This is a genomic window from Pedobacter nyackensis, assembly GCF_900176505.1.
GTDB classification, from domain to species: Bacteria; Bacteroidota; Bacteroidia; order Sphingobacteriales; family Sphingobacteriaceae; genus Pedobacter; species Pedobacter nyackensis.
In genome coordinates this window covers 173,142-189,969 of sequence record NZ_FWYB01000005.1, presented here as the reverse complement: position 1 = coordinate 189,969, position 16,828 = coordinate 173,142, and the positions used below count along the sequence as shown (strand labels likewise).

Annotated in this window: 16 protein-coding genes; 6 read left to right on the top strand and 10 right to left on the bottom strand. The window is 40.3% G+C overall.

What is annotated here, in order from left to right; translation table 11 throughout:
- Positions 1 to 38: 38 nt before the first annotated feature.
- From ispG to B9A18_RS11770, 5 genes are read right to left on the bottom strand one after another with little or no spacing between them, the layout of a single operon-like run.
- Positions 39 to 2,024: a (E)-4-hydroxy-3-methylbut-2-enyl-diphosphate synthase gene (gene ispG / locus B9A18_RS11790; protein ID WP_084289490.1), complete on the bottom strand. Its 1,986-nt coding sequence runs from the start codon at positions 2,022 to 2,024 to the stop codon at positions 39 to 41.
- Between the two features lie 50 nt (positions 2,025 to 2,074).
- Positions 2,075 to 2,698 (bottom strand): RDD family protein, encoded by a 624-nt coding sequence (locus tag B9A18_RS11785; RefSeq protein WP_084289489.1) that lies wholly within the window; start codon positions 2,696 to 2,698, stop codon positions 2,075 to 2,077.
- Entirely contained in the window at positions 2,699 to 3,640 is a 942-nt protein-coding gene (locus B9A18_RS11780) for a LiaF transmembrane domain-containing protein (RefSeq protein ID WP_084289488.1), read from the bottom strand.
- A gap of 2 nt (positions 3,641 to 3,642) precedes the next feature.
- Positions 3,643 to 4,365 carry a PspC domain-containing protein gene (locus B9A18_RS11775; protein ID WP_084289487.1) on the bottom strand — a complete coding sequence of 241 codons (723 nt, stop codon included), beginning with the start codon at positions 4,363 to 4,365 and terminating at the stop codon, positions 3,643 to 3,645.
- 20 nt (positions 4,366 to 4,385) lie between these two features.
- On the bottom strand, positions 4,386 to 5,075 hold the full coding sequence (locus B9A18_RS11770) for an SDR family oxidoreductase (protein WP_084289486.1): 690 nt from the start codon (positions 5,073 to 5,075) through the stop codon (positions 4,386 to 4,388).
- Positions 5,076 to 5,189: 114 nt separating this feature from the next.
- Here B9A18_RS11770 and B9A18_RS11765 point away from each other — a divergent pair, with 114 nt between their 5' ends.
- From B9A18_RS11765 to B9A18_RS11750, 4 genes are all read left to right on the top strand, one after another.
- Positions 5,190 to 5,924, top strand: a complete 735-nt coding sequence (locus tag B9A18_RS11765) for an MlaE family ABC transporter permease (RefSeq protein WP_084289485.1) — start codon at positions 5,190 to 5,192, stop codon at positions 5,922 to 5,924.
- Entirely contained in the window at positions 5,921 to 6,673 is a 753-nt protein-coding gene (locus B9A18_RS11760) for an ABC transporter ATP-binding protein (RefSeq protein WP_084289484.1), read from the top strand. The genes B9A18_RS11765 and B9A18_RS11760 overlap by 4 nt, the downstream gene beginning before the upstream one ends.
- Positions 6,674 to 6,686: 13 nt before the next feature.
- Positions 6,687 to 7,568 carry an RsmD family RNA methyltransferase gene (locus B9A18_RS11755; RefSeq protein ID WP_084289483.1) on the top strand — a complete coding sequence of 294 codons (882 nt, stop codon included), beginning with the start codon at positions 6,687 to 6,689 and terminating at the stop codon, positions 7,566 to 7,568.
- A gap of 404 nt (positions 7,569 to 7,972) precedes the next feature.
- A complete protein-coding gene (locus B9A18_RS11750) occupies positions 7,973 to 9,028 on the top strand; it encodes a hypothetical protein (protein WP_084289482.1) in 1,056 nt (351 codons plus the stop codon).
- A 167-nt stretch (positions 9,029 to 9,195) separates the two neighbouring features.
- Here the strand turns inward: B9A18_RS11750 and trxA are convergent, their stop codons facing one another.
- The 4 genes from trxA to B9A18_RS11730 all read right to left on the bottom strand — a co-directional run bounded on the left by trxA (position 9,196) and on the right by B9A18_RS11730 (position 13,320).
- The gene (gene trxA, locus B9A18_RS11745; RefSeq protein ID WP_084289481.1) at positions 9,196 to 9,492 is read right to left on the bottom strand and encodes a thioredoxin; all 297 of its coding nucleotides are present in this window, start codon (positions 9,490 to 9,492) and stop codon (positions 9,196 to 9,198) included.
- Between the two features lie 61 nt (positions 9,493 to 9,553).
- On the bottom strand, positions 9,554 to 11,269 hold the full coding sequence (locus B9A18_RS11740; RefSeq protein WP_084289480.1) for a trypsin-like peptidase domain-containing protein: 1,716 nt from the start codon (positions 11,267 to 11,269) through the stop codon (positions 9,554 to 9,556).
- Positions 11,270 to 11,280: 11 nt separating this feature from the next.
- Positions 11,281 to 12,687: an alkaline phosphatase gene (locus B9A18_RS11735; protein WP_084289479.1), complete on the bottom strand. Its 1,407-nt coding sequence runs from the start codon at positions 12,685 to 12,687 to the stop codon at positions 11,281 to 11,283.
- 156 nt (positions 12,688 to 12,843) lie between these two features.
- Entirely contained in the window at positions 12,844 to 13,320 is a 477-nt protein-coding gene (locus B9A18_RS11730) for a DUF6702 family protein (RefSeq protein ID WP_084289478.1), read from the bottom strand.
- A gap of 65 nt (positions 13,321 to 13,385) precedes the next feature.
- Here B9A18_RS11730 and B9A18_RS11725 point away from each other — a divergent pair, with 65 nt between their 5' ends.
- A complete protein-coding gene (locus B9A18_RS11725) occupies positions 13,386 to 13,973 on the top strand; it encodes a HupE/UreJ family protein (protein ID WP_084289477.1) in 588 nt (195 codons plus the stop codon).
- Between the two features lie 24 nt (positions 13,974 to 13,997).
- Positions 13,998 to 16,322: a M1 family metallopeptidase gene (locus B9A18_RS11720; protein WP_084289476.1), complete on the top strand. Its 2,325-nt coding sequence runs from the start codon at positions 13,998 to 14,000 to the stop codon at positions 16,320 to 16,322.
- On the opposite strand, the gene B9A18_RS11715 is transcribed toward B9A18_RS11720, so the two are convergent.
- The gene (locus tag B9A18_RS11715) at positions 16,284 to 16,772 is read right to left on the bottom strand and encodes a Clp protease/crotonase-like domain-containing protein (RefSeq protein WP_084289475.1); all 489 of its coding nucleotides are present in this window, start codon (positions 16,770 to 16,772) and stop codon (positions 16,284 to 16,286) included. The two genes, B9A18_RS11720 and B9A18_RS11715, sit on opposite strands and share 39 nt — an antisense overlap.
- Between the last annotated feature and the right edge of the window lie 56 nt (positions 16,773 to 16,828).

The following is a 16,828-nucleotide window of genomic DNA, read 5'->3' as shown; positions in this document are numbered from 1 at the left end:
GTCCTTCAACAACAGATGCCAGACGCTGAGGAGAATGGTTATTTTTGCACCCACTTCCCATCTTCTTTTATCAACTCAATCAGATCATCCAATGCGCGTGCTGCATTCACATTCTTCTTTACCACTTCCTTCCCCCTGTACAAAGTAATTTTATCAGGTCCTGTACCTACATACCCATAATCGGCATCGGCCATTTCACCCGGTCCATTTACAATACAGCCCATAATACCAATCTTAATACCTTTTAAATGGTCGGTACGGGAACGGATCATTTGTGTAGTTTCCTGCAAATCGAACAAAGTCCGACCGCAGCTCGGGCAAGAAATATATTCTGTTTTAGAAATACGTGTCCGTGTAGCCTGCAAAATACCAAAGCTGGTAGAGTTCACTAACGATAAACCAACTGATTCATCGGCATCAATCCAGATCCCATCACCAAGTCCATCCGTAAATAAAGCGCCCAGATCTGTCGCTGCAAACAACATCAGATCATCGCTTTTCACTCCCGGATATGTTCTTTTTATGATAACCGGTATTTGCAGGTTTCGTTTCATTAGCGAAATGAAAAAGCTTCTTTGCTCAGCCATTCCATGTAGGGCCGAAGTCTCCAGAACCAGCACCGCATTCTCTTTCAAAAGCGACAAGTCTTTGTTTAGCCCTTCTGTAGCATCTATCTTAACCAGGTTCAGCTGCTCGTCTTTAACCGCTGCACTTGTATATTCCTCAAATGATAAAATAGGGTGACAGTTGTGCTTATCCTTCAGTGAAAGCCAGGTGTTGTAATTGTAAACCTGTTTTAAATTCCCTGGGAAAGAGAAAGAAGGCAACTGATCTCCAAGATATACCAGGTCGCAAGCCTGATCGGCCAGATTGTATTTATCCAACCCTGCACTATAATTATAACCAACGGCGTTTAAAAAGTAAGGATCTTTTAGATTTTGAGTGCTAACATTCAACATCACAATTGGATGCTCATGTCCTCCAATATGCTGCACCGCAGCTGTAGATCTTCTATTATATTCGTAAGGAGAATAAGGCAATTCCTCAATTGTGATCCCCCTTTCAGAATTAAGGCGTTCTATGCTTTCCAATTCAACAGCCCTCTTCTCATATCTTAGTGCTAACGCTTTTGCTACCGGAGCTTCAAATTCAGGATCCTCAGTTAAGGAAACTCTGATTGTATCACCAAGGCCATCTTCCAGCAATGTTCCTATCCCAACAGCCGATTTAATACGACCATCTTCACCATCACCCGCCTCTGTTACCCCAAGATGTAAAGGGTAGTTCATCCCCTCTTTCACCATAGTTTCTACGAGCAAACGATAAGCTTGCACCATCACTTGTGTATTACTGGCTTTCATAGAAATCACCAGGTTATAATAGTTCAGATCTTCGCACATCCGGATAAACTCCATAGCCGACTCAACCATACCGCGAGGTGTATCACCATAATGACTCATGATGCGATCAGATAAAGAACCGTGATTGGTACCTATGCGCATAGCTGTACCATACTCCTTACAAATCTTTACCAGCGGTGTAAATTTCTTATATATTCTATCCAATTCGGCCTGATAGGCTTGCTGGGTGTATTCAAAATTCTCGAAGCGCTTCTTATCTGCATAATTTCCCGGGTTTACCCTTACTTTCTCTACAATTCGTGCAGCAGCTTCTGCCGCATTTGGTGTAAAGTGAATATCAGCAACCAGCGGAACCTGATAACCACGCGATCTTAATTCTTTTTTGATATTGGCCAGATTTTCTGCTTCCTTCATACTTGGAGCAGTAATACGCACATATTCACAGCCTGACTCAACCATTCTGATGGTTTGCTCCACCGTAGCCAGCGTATTCATGGTATCCGTAGTGGTCATAGATTGGATACGAATCGGGTTTAAACCGCCCATAGGAACATCCCCAATGTTAACCTCCCGCGTTAAAAACCTTGAGTATTGTGTTAAACTGTTACAATATCCACCCTTTAGGGTCTGCAACATACTACCCTGAACTAATGCTTCTTCCATGACATACAAAATCTGCCACAAAGATAAAGATTAAGTTTATAACTAAAATGTCAGATCAGCCTGTCTTTTACCACTAATGTATTTGCGATCAAATCATGCAGACATTGTTGCTTTCTATTTAAGAATGAAGTCAGGTAACCACTAAACAACGGAATTACTGAAAATATTTTTGATGCATTACGTAAGAATGATTTCTCCAGCGTCAGTCTCCCACCTTCCATATCAGTCACCTTGATTTTCAACAATTTTTTACCGATAGTTGCCTGCTGCGCAGAAGCTTCGGCAATACTTCCGTAAATAAACCTAGCAATAGGTATCAATGGCAGGGCTATAAAAAGAAGCATCATTCTAAGTTCTTTTCCCTCCACAAAAGCAAAAACAATCAGCAATATCAGTACATACGCACAACTTATTAGGAAATAATCTACGACAGTAGCCAGCAGGCGCTGATCGAAAGAAGCAAAATACTGAGGCGCTGTAACCTGACGTTTAAAACCAAGAAGCTCACGCAGTTCAGGGAACTCGTGAGCTTCTTTATAATCGTCCATCCCCGGCTTTCTGATAAATGTTTCAGCCAGGATATCAAGACCTTTTAATTCGTTTAATAGATATGGCCCTTCAGGTTTACCATTTATAACAACGGTATATTGAGTTATTTCAATTGTGTTGTCCATCTAATACCTTTTCACCTCAAAATTACTCAATCCCCCATCAAAATTGATAAATATTTTGTTTTTGGAAGTTTTGTAATTCGGTGTCTCGTACGTATTATCATCCAATTTGATAAACCCAGTAAATTCCTTAGCTGACAATCCCGTTTTGGCTCTGATCTGACATCCGGATGCTGAGGGTATGTTTATTTTCACATCAGCGATTCCTGTTTTAACATTTACATCAGCAATTGGCAGCAAACTACCTAGTTTAACATCCAGCGCTGCAGCACCGCCATCAAAGCTAAACTGCCTTACCTTGAAATCCGACAAGTCAAAATCAATTTCTCCTGCGCCCATATTCACATGGATATCCCAATCAGGTTTTCTGTTCAGCCTGATATCCATACTATTACCACCTGAATTCCATTCACCTTTGCCTCTCATTTTTAAATTCAAAGTAGCAACACTGTCCTTGCTAAAATTATTCTTCAAAATGAAAGTATTACCACCACGGTCGGAAACAGCCGAGATCAAACTATCTGTATGTCCTTTAAGTTCAAACGAAGTTCCCCCACCCGAGATGTTTAGTACCGTTCTTTTTGCTGTCGAATCTGTACCATATGGTAAAGACAAATGCTGTTCACGGAAGCTGCTGTCTTCATCTTGATCATCAAAATCTCTGTGTTCAAACTCTTTGAATACAATAGCCCTATTTTTACGTGGTTCTTGTCCTTTAAAAAACAGCAACACCAATGTAATAACCAGAATCGAGATAGAAACAACGCCTCCTAACTGTGATTTACTTTTGTTAAAAAGGATATTAACACCGGCAATGATTAAAAATATTGGCCAGAAGCGCCATACGCTGCTCCAGTAAAAATCGATTACATTAAAGTTCTCTAAAAGAAGTACTCCACCAATAAATAGCAGAACGATACCCCACATTATTCTGTCCACCTTCATAACTATATGTCTTTTTTTGTGTTCGAATCACTAGTTCCTTCATCAGTATTGGTATCATCCGGTTTCACCTCCGTAGTAGGAGTAGGATTTACCGGAGTTACCGGTTGTTCCGGTGTAAACGGATTCTGCATGCCACTGGCCGGGTTCTGATTCTTCCAATTTTCCCAGGCAGTTTTATTTTTAGATTTAATGATAAAACTGGCACCTATAGCTACGAAAACCAATGGCCATAATTTTGTCAGTTGAAATCCGAATGGGATCAAATTAAACTCATCCATTAAAAAATACATACCAATTACCAGTAAGAACAAACCGGCGACGGTACGTCCTGTTTCATTATTTTTTTGGTATACTTTAAAATCACCCGTTTTCTTCCATGCATCAGCACTATCATCCTTTACTGTCGATGAAGTCCAGTTTTGGAAAGGTTCGGTGCTTTCAGTTGAGCTTTTTGGGGTACCGAAAGGATTTGGTGAACCAAAGCCTTTATTCTGATCCTTAAAAAAGTCATTAAACTTTGAAAACCGTGCTGCCGGATCATTATTTGGCGGCACAACAATCCACATAATAATATAAACCAATATCCCCGTGCCCACTAAGAATATGGTCGAAAGCACAAACAGCAATCTGATGATGGTTACATCCACCTCCATATACTCGGCTACGCCCGACGATACGCCGGCAATCACCTTATCATGCTCATTTCTAAATAATCTCTTTTCCATTATATTTCCCTCCTGTTAATTTAAAACTGTAGCGGCTTTAAAACTACTTCATCAACGTTTACACCCTTACTTAAATTTAAAATGGTGTATATAGCACTTGCGATATCTTCTGGTTGTACAAAACGTTCAGCCGGGATTTCTGTTCCCTCCCATGATGACGTTAGTGTAGATCCCGGCAATATTGCTGTTACCTTCACATTATATTTTGATAGCTCCTGCCTCAATACATTATTAAGACTTAGCAAGGCCGATTTAGTTACAGAATAGCTTCCTGCATTTTCAACCACTTCTTTGGCTGCTATCGAACAAATGTTAAAAATATGCCCAGATTGCTGTTCCCGCATCATTTTTCCAAAATATTTAGATAAGTAATAAGCTGCATTAAGGTTTAGATTTAATTGCTGTTCCAGCTTATCATCATCCTCATCCAGTAAACTACCCGGCAAAAAAGTTCCGGCATTATTCACCAGCACATCCACTTTGCCCATTGCCTTCTTAACTGCATCACAAAATGCATAGACTTCCTGTTTCACGCTACAATCCGCCTTAAAGGTCATCACCTTTGCTCCGGTATATTTCAGTTCTTCGGAAAAACTTTCCAGTTCCTGATTTTTCCTTGAACAAATTGCCAGATTATAACCTTGCTCTGCCAGTTTAATGGCTATAGCTTTTCCAATGCCTTTAGTACCACCTGTTATGATTGCATTCATTGTTGTATGGATTAGTAAACCGCAATATTAATGATTTATCGATCATGTGGTTTCAACTTTTTATTGTTTCTTTGTATTAATATTGCGTAAATACTACAGTTAATTTTTGATTGAATGAATTTCACCAATTTTGGCAGATACCTCCTTTTACTGAAGGCAGTATTTAGAAGACCTGAAAAATTTAAAATATATCTGCAAGCCATCTTTAAGCAAATGGATTTTATTGGCGTTGGTTCTTTGGGGCTTATCTCCATCATTTCGACGTTTATTGGTGCAGTAATGACTTTACAGATCGCTTTCCAGTTGGTAAACGATTTTATTCCAAAAACGATCATTGGCTCTGTTAACCGCGATTCCAGTATATTGGAGCTTAGTCCAACAATTAGTGCCATTGTACTGGCTGGTAAAATTGGTTCCGCTATTTCTTCCGAGATAGGCACCATGCGCGTAACTGAGCAAATTGATGCACTGGAAATTATGGGGATTAACTCTCCGGGCTACCTGATTCTGCCTAAAATTATTGCCGGCATTACCATGGTTCCCTTACTGGTTATCATTTCTATGTTTTTAAGCATTACGGGCGGTTATCTCGGCGGAACTTTATCCGGTGCTGTTTCTCCCGCTGAATACATTCAGGGTATCACTACAGATTTTAATCCTTATACCATTACTGTAGCTTTGGTTAAAGCTTTTGTCTTCGGTTTCATCATTACTTCAGTACCTGCATACGAAGGCTTCTATGTTAAAGGAGGCGCCTTAGAAGTAGCACAGGCCAGTACGAGAGCAGTTGTAGTAAGCTGTATTACCATTTTAGCCTGTGATTACCTTGTAACCCAGTTATTGCTATGATTGAAATCAAAGACATCTACAAATCATTTGGCAGTAACGACGTACTCAAAGGGATATCCGGCAAGTTTGAAGCCGGCGTAACCAATTTAATTATCGGTGGTTCAGGTTCTGGAAAAACGACCCTGTTAAAGTGTATGATCGGTTTACATCATCCTGAGCAAGGGATTGTTGAATATGATGGTCGCGAGTTCACCGGCATGAACTTCGAAGAGAAGATCGAGATTAGAAAAGAGATCGGAATGCTCTTTCAGGGGTCTGCTCTATTCGATTCGATGACTGTGGAGGAAAACATCATGTTTCCTTTAAACATGTTTACCGAACAGAGCCGTAAAGAGAAAATAGAGCGCGTAAACTTTTGTCTGGAGCGCGTAAACCTTGAAGGCAAGAACAAACTATTCCCTGCCGAACTTTCGGGTGGAATGAAAAAACGTGTAGGCATTGCCCGCGCCATAGCCATGAATCCCAAGTATCTGTTTGTGGATGAGCCGAATTCCGGTCTCGATCCAAAAACATCCATCGTAATTGATGAGTTGATCAAGGAGCTGACGGAAGAATATAATGCCACAACGATAGTGGTTACTCACGATATGAACTCGGTAATGGGTATTGGTGATTACATCATATTCTTACACGAGGGTAAAAAATTCTGGGAAGGCTCTAACAAAGAGATTGCCCATACTGACGTTCAAGAACTAAATGATTTTGTTTTTGCGAGCCGCTTTATGAAGGCTGCAAAAGGCAAATTTTAATATATCTATTTTTATGATAAGCCTTCTTACCCCCACTCACTGGAAAGATTATGAGTTAATTGATTGTGGTGATTTTGAAAAATTAGAACGTTTTGGCAATTTAGTATTGTCTAGACCAGAGCCTCAGGCGGTTTGGAAAAAAACTTTGTCGGAACAGGAATGGAAAAAAAGAACCCATATCCGGTTTAAGGGCCGTTCGGCTACTTCGGGCGAATGGGTTAAAAACGCGGCCAATATACCCGACAGATGGAATGTTTCCTATACCAATGATGATGTAACCATCAATCTGCGTCTTGGCCTTACCTCCTTTAAACATGTTGGGGTATTTCCTGAGCAGGCGGTAAACTGGGATTACATTTCCTCATCCATCAAAAAGTTCAAAACACCTAGTCCGAAAGTACTAAACCTGTTTGCTTATACTGGCGCGGCTTCTTTAATTGCTAAAGCTGCTGGGGCTGATACCACCCACGTAGATTCGATAAAGCAAGTGGTAAACTGGGCTAATGAAAACCAGGAACTATCTAAACTAAAAGATGTACGCTGGGTTGTTGAAGATGCCTTGAAATTTGTAAAGAGAGAACTGAAACGAGGCAAAAAATACAATGGTATCATCTTAGATCCACCGGCATTTGGACACGGTCCGAATGGCGAGAAATGGAAACTGGAAGACCATATACAGGAAATGATGCAGGATGTAGTTCAGCTTCTCGATGAGCAGGAACACTTCCTGATTCTGAATACTTACTCTTTAGGTTTTTCATCTGTAATTGTAGAAAACCTGATTAAAACCTCCTTTCCACAGGTTAAAAACCTGGAAACTGGTGAACTTTACCTACAGGCAACTTCAGGGATTAAATTACCCCTGGGTGTATTTGGAAAGTTCAATAACTTCTAAGTTCAGCAGACAGCCATTTTGCAATGGTCGAATAAAAATAAATAAGGCGCCGGATACTCAAACCGGCGCCTTTGTCTTAAACACACTTAACCTCAGTAACACCTTACTGAACAAGTTTCTTTTATTGGTCTCCTTTAAATAAAGGAGCTTCCGGAGAGCTCCGGAAGCTTATCCTTATCAACTAAACTAAACCAAATAGTATTATTTATATTTTCAAATTCTTCCGTCAAATTTATTCTCAATGTCTTCTGCATTTTGTTTAGAATCGTTTTAAATAACACTGCAAGTATAGCAACTTATTTAGAATAATTCCAAACAATATTAAAATAAATTTATAGAATACCTTTACAGCAGCTTTTATATTCCTGCTAAAGGTGTTATACTTGCATAAAATCTTATACCCTATGAAAATACCTCATCTGGCAGGCATTGTCTTAATTAGTACCGCAACACTGGGTTTATTCAGTAGCTGTGCTTCTGACGCAAAAAAAGTAAAAGCGCAAACTAAAGTAACTGCTTCCGGAGATACGGTCGCTGTAGAAACTGAAGAGGCTGAAGAAAACAACATGCAACCTGTTGACACAGCTAAATACAACGCCTTGATGCTGAAGTTAGCCAATGGCGATACTACAGGAAAATGGCCTGTAAAAAGCAAAGTATACCCACTTGCCGGAGCCATACTTCCTTTTAAACGTATCGTTGTTTATTACGGAAACTTACATTCAAAAAAAATGGGTGCACTTGGTGAATATGCACCTAAAGAAATGTGGCGCAAGTTAAACGCCGAGATTAAACATTGGGAAAAAGTAGATCCGTCTACTCCTGTACAAGCAGGTCTTCATTATATTGCTGCAGTAGCAAGTGGTACTCCAGGCAGAGATGGTAAATACATTAACCGTATGGCCAACAGCCAGATTGACTCTGTATTAGCTATAGCTAAAATGCGTCCCAATACCATTGTATTTTTAGATTTACAGGTTGCTTTGAGTAACATTAAAGCTGAGTTGCCTCATATAGAAAAATACTTACAGTTACCTTATGTACATTTAGGAATTGACCCTGAATTCTCAATGAAAGACGGATCATTACCGGGCAGAAAGATCGGAACTTATGATGCAGCAGACATCAATTACGTTTCTCAATACCTGGCCGACCTAACAAAGAAACACAACCTGCCACCAAAGGTATTTGTAATCCACCGTTTTACCAGAAAAATGGTAACCAATTCTCAAAACATCAAACTTCGTCCGGAAGTTCAAATTGTAATGCATATGGATGGATGGGGTGAACCGGAGCTTAAAAAAGGTACTTACCGTCACTTTATTTACTCTGAGCCAGTTCAGTTTACCGGTTTTAAATTGTTCTACAAAAATGATTTGAAGAAAGCTCCTAACAGATTAATGACACCTGAAGAGTTAATGAAATTAAAACCAGTACCGATTTATATTCAGTACCAATAATAAAAGATCGATTTAGATTTATAATGAAATGGGCTGTATCATGATTAATGATACAGCCCATTTTAATTTATTTTCATTTCTCTATTTACGTAGCCAAAGTGCCGTCTTTATCCAGAAAACTGCTGAACGTCATCCAGCGGCTTTGTTAAGTATTATAATAAATACGGTTAGCTAACACTTTCCAGTATGCTTTTCAATTGCCCAGCCTGGATAACCCCACTCTGACGCCATTTAATCTCTCCGTTTTTAAAAATGATCAATGTAGGTACACCCTGAATATTGTATGCTCTTGAAACATCGGGATTTTTATCCACATCAACCTTAAGGATAGTCGCAGTATCGCCAATCATCCCCTTGAGTTGTTGTAAAATTGGTGCCATCATTTTACAAGGACCGCACCACTCTGCCGAAAAATCAACCAACACCGGTTGATCTGAATTGATAATCTCTTTAAAACTTGCCATAACACAAATATCTGATCTTATAACAGCTATTGCTGCTGATTGTTCTAATGCGAGCTATGAACTAACTTTTAGCAACCAATACATTACTATTGGCTTCAATAAATTTTTTCAATTCTAGTGCTACTACAGCAATGCTACTTGTGCGACTATAGCGCGCTAAATTCATTCCAATAAATTTCTCATTCAGATCAAATAATGGCCCTCCACATTCTGCAGGTTTAATCTTCCCATCATGTACAAAAACATTCTTAAACCCATCTCTGCGCTCACTCTTCCCATCTGTAAACTTTTCTGCAATGTGCTGCCTTCTTTCTACTAAAGGACGCTTACCCAATTTAATGCTTATTGAACTTTCAACACCATCTCTTACTGTTACCAAAACAATAAGATCATTAGGCTTTTTATCACGAAGCGCTGTTGTAAATTGACCCGGTTCAGTAATCTTCACATCGTTAACACTAACAATTTCGTCCCCCTTCATCAGCTTAGCCGCTTCGGCCGGAGCCAAAGGAACCAGACTCCTGATCACAACCCTACCATCTACCTTTTCAAATCCTGCACCTAAAAATGCAGGATTAGTATAAGTACGACCTAAATTAAACTGTCTGCTACCGATCAAACTTAGCTCTCCATCATCATCAGGACTTGGCGACAATAGAAAGTCTCCCAACTGTGCTAAACTTAGGGTATCCTGACTTATAGCCGCAATATTTATCCCCTTTTTCAACTCGTTATCTAATTGTAGTAATACCAAATCCTTCTCTTCATCACGCGCCAACACCTTTGCCGCTACGGATTTCCCATTAGCTAAAGTGATCATCGCAGTATCTCCTACCATGGAGCTCTTAGAAACCACCAGACCTTTAACTTTTTGAAGACTACCCGGCAAGCCCTTAGTCGCTATTACCGTACCAAGAACTGAAGCCTTAATACCCAATAGCGAACTATTGATTTTCACACTATAATCATCTAGCTTGGCCTCTAATCCATTTAAACCCTTCTCCAATCCGGCTACATTTTTAATAGTAGATTTCAAAGTAGCTACCGGCTCTAACTCATTTTTCTCCGCGTATGGGCTCACCTCATAGGTCTTTTCTTTTTTCAAAGCGGTCCAGTAGGCTCTATAAACATCCACAGGAATTTCGAAATTACTTTCCAGCGACAACAAGATACTGCTGCGAATACCCACTACACGTCCGTCTAGATCAAACACAGGACCTCCCGAATCACCAGGCTCCATCAAACAGGTAGTACGAATCTTACCCCTCGTTTTTTCTGAACCCATTTCGGCTACATGGCCAAACCGAAGGATAGTCTCTTTTGGTCGGAAACCACCAGGATAAGCAATACTAAAACAAGGTTGATATAAACTTAAAGAAGATGAAGAACCCATTTCAACAAATGGCCAATCGCCCTTCTCATCGATTCTTAATAAGCCAGCATCCACATCACTGATCTTACCCACACCCGTTGCTACACACTCCTTACCATCAGGGAAAACCACTCTGTATTTTTTCCCTATCGTAGTAGCATGACCGGCAGTCAGGATCATTCCATCCTTAACCACCACCCCACTTGCACGGTAGCCGCTATAAACCAATGGACCGGGGTTATAATCGATGAGAAATACGCTAGCAGGCAACACCTTATTAACAGTAGCTTTTAATTCTTCCTGTAATTTATTGACATCCAGTTTCTGTGCAAATACAGCTGGAGACAAAAGTGTTACCGCGGCCAGTATAGCGGCGTTCTTCCTTATATTTTTCTTTAAATTCATATCGGATTGTTTTAAGCTAACACTCCTGTAGCAGCAAGCATTAAATTGTGCAAGTCAGTATTTTTCACAAAAGGCTTCAATAACTCACTACCGGGACCAAACATAGCCAGCTCTACATAATCACCCGAATGGTCCATCGACCCCCAGCCTACTGAAGTATATTTTGTTTGCAATAAGGCTAAATCTTTATATGGCAAATTACGTGGGTTATATAAGCCCTTTTCATCTAACTTACCATAATGCATCAACACCTGTCCGGCTTCTTCTTTAGAAATGGCATAACCTTGTGCAGCTTCTACTTTCTCTATAAATGCAGTAACGGATGTATCTTTATTCACACCATCTAAAATCCAGTTGTTGGTCTTTTTAAAATTGAATATCCTTTCGAAATTCGCATCGGCCTGAGGGCCATAAAACAAACCAGGATTGGCATTTCCATGGTCAGTAGTAATCACCACCAAGGTATCATTATCCTTTTCAGCAAATGCGATAACCGCAGCAATAGCTTCGTCTAAAGCAATCTGATCATATAATAAACCACCCACATCATTGGCATGGGCAGCCCAGTCTACCTTACCGGCCTCAACTTGCAAAACAAACCCTTTTTTGTTTTTACTTAAGGTTTTGATTGCTTGCCTGGTCATCTCTGCCAGTGTAGGCATCTTCTCTATCAAAGTGCTATCGCTGGCTCTATCTAAGGAATAAGGCAAAGCACCTTCATTAAAGATTCCCAATAAGGCCTTAGGACCATCCTGAGCCATCAATGACTTTCTATCATTAACTACTGTATACCCTTTATTGGCAGCAACCGCAAACAGATCCTGTTTATCTTTTCTTAGTAAAGGCGAGAAATGTTCCAATCCACCGCCCATTACCACATCCATACCAATTTCTAAATATTTCACAGCAATCCCCGGCTCGTCGCTGCGCTTTTTGCTGGCAATACTAAAACCTGCCGGAGTTGCGTGAGTTGCTGTTACCGTAGTGACTACCCCAACTGATTTCCCGGCTCTTTTAAATTTCTGTAAAATAGGTGTATTCTCTGTGCCGTCGGCATTTACATTTATTGCACCGTTTGGCACCCTTATACCCCCGCCCCAGGATGAACTCGCCGCGGCAGAATCCGTAACTAAAGAACTTGCAGATGCCGTATCCATTAGCGCTCTTACTACTTTGTTTTGCTCATATAGCGATATCCAGCTACTGGATTTCCCGGTCTTCTTGCTCAACATCAGGTTTGCCATATTGAGCGTACCTGTACTCATTCCATCGCTTACTAGAAAAATAATGTTCTTTGCGATTTTACCTTTTCCATTTAATTTAGCATCCGTGATTGCAGCTATAGAATCAAACGGCGAAAGTAACGTGGTGCCTAAAAACGCCAGCGACCCTCCTTTAAAAAAATCTCTTCTATTCATATTTTCTAATAAACCAAAACTAATGTTAAGCTAAGTTCGTATTTTCGTTATCTTTTAGATAAATTAATTACAACGTACCAAATTAATTACAAAAGAACCCCCAATACGCATTACAATTAGCGGATTACCTTAGAACAATAATAAAAAGAAGGGGAATTAATAGCTAAAAGAAGCTTCGCTCTTGGGGTTATCCAGCTTGGTGCTTTTGCGTTTACCGTCAACGATCACATGAATCATATTACTTTGCGAAGAGTGCTGCTCAAACAAGATGTCGTTTTTAACATCCAACTGTTTAACCGCAGCAACTTTTGAGCTTTCGAAATAACACCAGGCGGCGTCTTCCTCTATTTCATAGCCCTGATATTTTAAATCCAGCGCCTTAGCATTCGTACTAATTTTCAAATGATCCTTAATGTATAAAGCAATTAGCGCATCCACTTGCTTCCTATCTGTTGGTTTTAAGATATTCACCTTTGTTTTATATTTCTTTTCGAGTGCCTTCTCAAAATCGTCGAAAAAAATCCTTACACTAACCTGTACCGTTCCTGTATTTTTATTGTGCACAATCTCCGTTACGCTAACATAAAAAGGATGAAATATATTTAACCAAAAGAGTAGAAGTAATTGCGACATTTTGCTTTTCTTAATCTAAATAAGGATATTGCTGTTTTTATCAGCTAAAGTTACAAATTAATTCAATGCAGGACTTCCCACTTTATTTTCAGTTAGGTTGGCGACATATTTTAGACTGGCAGGGCTATGATCATATTTTATTTGTAATTGCACTTTGTGGCATTTACACTGTAACGGACTGGAAAAAAGTACTAATACTGGTTACAGCCTTCACCGTAGGACATAGTGTAACACTTGCACTAAGCATTTTTAAGGTCATCAGTGTAAATACACCTTTAATAGAGTTTTTGATTCCTGTTACGATCCTAATTACAGCCGTATCAAACATCATCAGTAAAAAACAAAAACCCAAAGGACAAAAATTCAAATATGGCTTAGCCTTATTTTTCGGGCTGATTCATGGCTTAGGTTTTTCCAACTACCTGAAAAGTCTGCTGGGCAAAAGCAGTAACATTACAGCCGAACTGTTCGCTTTTAATGTAGGCCTTGAAGTTGGTCAGCTCCTGATCGTTGTCTCAATTCTAACCTTATCCTTTATCCTGATCTGGTTTGTAAAAATTAAGCGATGGGGCTGGAATTTCTTTCTTTCATCAGCTATATTTGGAATATCGTTTGTCATGGCAGCAGAACGTTTTTCTGCTTTACTTGCCTAACCGAATTTTAAACACCAAACACCAATGAATAAGTCTTTCTTGTTTTTCACGGCCCTCATCTGTAGTACAACCGCATTTGGCCAACACATCAATAACCCGGGATCCAATCACGGGAATAAATTTGAACAGCTGGGTACCATCATATCTGATCCGAACAGCTATCGTTCAGCCTCAGGTGCACCCGGACCGGCCTATTGGCAACAACGTGCCGATTATGAAATTAATGCAGAATTAGATGAGAAAAACCTCCGCTTAAACGGTGCTGAAACCATCACCTATTACAACAATTCGCCAGACCCGCTAAGCTATCTATGGGTGCAATTGGATGAAAACCAACATAAAGCAACCAGCGACAATAAGCTAACTGAAAGGAGTAAGATAACGGAGCAGATGAATTATAAAGCTTTATCCGAGATCATCAACCCTGCTAACGACCTTGGCGTAAAAATATTAAAGGTAACCGACGAAAAAGGAACCGCTTTACCCTATACCATCAACAATACCATGATGCGTATTGATTTACCTTCTGTTTTACTACCCAAACAAAAGTATAAGCTTAAAATAACCTGGAATTATAAAATTCCGGATAGAATGGCTGATGGCGGCAGAGGTGGATATGAGTATTTTCCTGAAGACGACAATTACCTGTTTACCATTACGCAATGGTTTCCTAGAATGGCGGTTTATTCTGATTTCCAGGGCTGGCAAAACAAACAGTTTGAAGGTCGTGGCGAATTTGCCCTCGCCTTTGGTAACTATAAGGTAAACATGACTGTACCTGCCGATCACGTGGTTGGCGCTACCGGCGAATGTCAGAATTATGCTCAGGTATTAAATGCAAGTAGCTTAAAAAGATGGAATGCTGCACAAAGTGCTAAAGCACCCATAGAAATTGTAAACCTGGCTGAGATCAAATCGGCAATGGGCAGAAAATCAACAGCTAAAAAAACCTGGACTTATACCGCCGAGAATGTTAGAGATTTTGCCTGGGTATCGTCCCGCAGATTGGTTTGGGATGCTATGGCGACACACATCAATGGAAAGAAAATCATGTCTATGTCGTACTATGGACCTGAGGCATATCCTCTTTACAATAAATATTCTACAAAAGTAGTTGACCACACCTTAAGAGAATACTCTAAACATACGATCCCTTACCCTTACCCGGTAGCGATTTCAGTAGAGGCTGCAAACGGAATGGAATACCCTATGATCTGTTTCAATTATGGTCGTGCCGAAAAGGACGGCACCTATACAGAAGCCATCAAATATGGTATGATCGGTGTAATCATCCATGAGGTAGGGCACAACTTCTTCCCAATGATTGTAAACTCAGACGAGAGACAATGGTCCTGGATGGACGAAGGCTTGAACACCTTTTGCCAATACTTAGCTGAGCAGGCATGGGACAACAAATACCCATCGCAACGTGGTCCGGCACATAAGATCGTTGATTATATGAAAATGCCGAAAGACCAGCTTGAGCCAATCATGACCAACTCTGAAAATATCATCAACTTTGGCCCTAATGCCTATGCTAAACCGGCTACAGCTTTGAACATTTTAAGAGAAACCGTCATGGGACGCGAGCTTTTTGATTATGCTTTTAAAGAATATGCGAAACGATGGGCCTTTAAACACCCTACTCCTGCAGATCTGTTCAGAACGATGGAAGATGCTTCGGCAGTTGACCTCGACTGGTTCTGGAGAGGTTGGTTCTTTGGAACAGACCCTGTAGATATTGCACTTAATGATGTTCGCTATTACCAGATGAACAGCATGAACCAGGTGGCAGAGAACATCGAAAAGAAAAAAGCCTATGAGAGGGATCAATATAACATTAGCAGAGAAAGAAACCGCAAGCAAGGCAGTAAATTCGCTGTTGAGCGAGACACCAGCTTAAATGATTTCTACAACAAGTTTAACCGTTTTGAAGTCAGTAAAACGGCTGATCAGGAGTTCAAAAACTACATAAATAGTTTATCGGCAGATGAGCGGGCACTGTATGAAAGCAAAAAGAACTTTTATGAATTAGACTTCACAAATGTTGGTGGATTGGTGATGCCAATCATCATTGAATGGACGTTTAAGGATGGCAGCAAAGAAGTAGATCGCATCCCGGCTTATATCTGGAGAAAAGACGAGAATAAAGTAACTAAGGTGTTTGCTAAAGACAAGGAAGTGGTATCGGTACAATTAGACCCTTATCGCGAAACAGCCGATATTGATGAACTGAATAATGCATGGCCAAGAAAAGGCCAGCCTTCGCGCTTTGAATTGTTTAAGCAACAACAAGCGCCACGAGGATCATCAGCAGGAGCAAATCCGATGCAACAATCCAGACAGTAATTCAGGATGACGACAAATAAAAAGGGCTGCATCAGCTGTTGCTTTTATGTTCATCAGGGAGTCCGTTCGGCCCACCAGATTGACAGGATGTGCTGCACCGATATTAGTTCCCGGTGCCATAGCGGCAATATGAGCGGCAAGGGTAATAAAGACTCCGGCTGAACCGGCATGGGACCCTGAGGGTGAAATATAAACTACCACAGGAAGCGGTGCGACCAGAATATCACTAACAATACTACGTGTGGACTGTAATAATCCCCCTGGTGTATTGAGCTGAATCATCAGACAAACCGCCTTCTGCTGAGCTGCCTTTTCGATTTCCTCATGGATAAAAGAAGCCGACACCGGATTAATTGCCCCATCAATTTTGATCATCACCACTTTTTGTGCGTGTAGAAACAAGGGAAAGCAACATAGAAAAACCAGGAAGAAAAAAGTCTTACTTTTCATATCTAGGTAGCTTATTCAGCTATAAGTTTATCAAAAACACGGAAAGAAAACCAAAA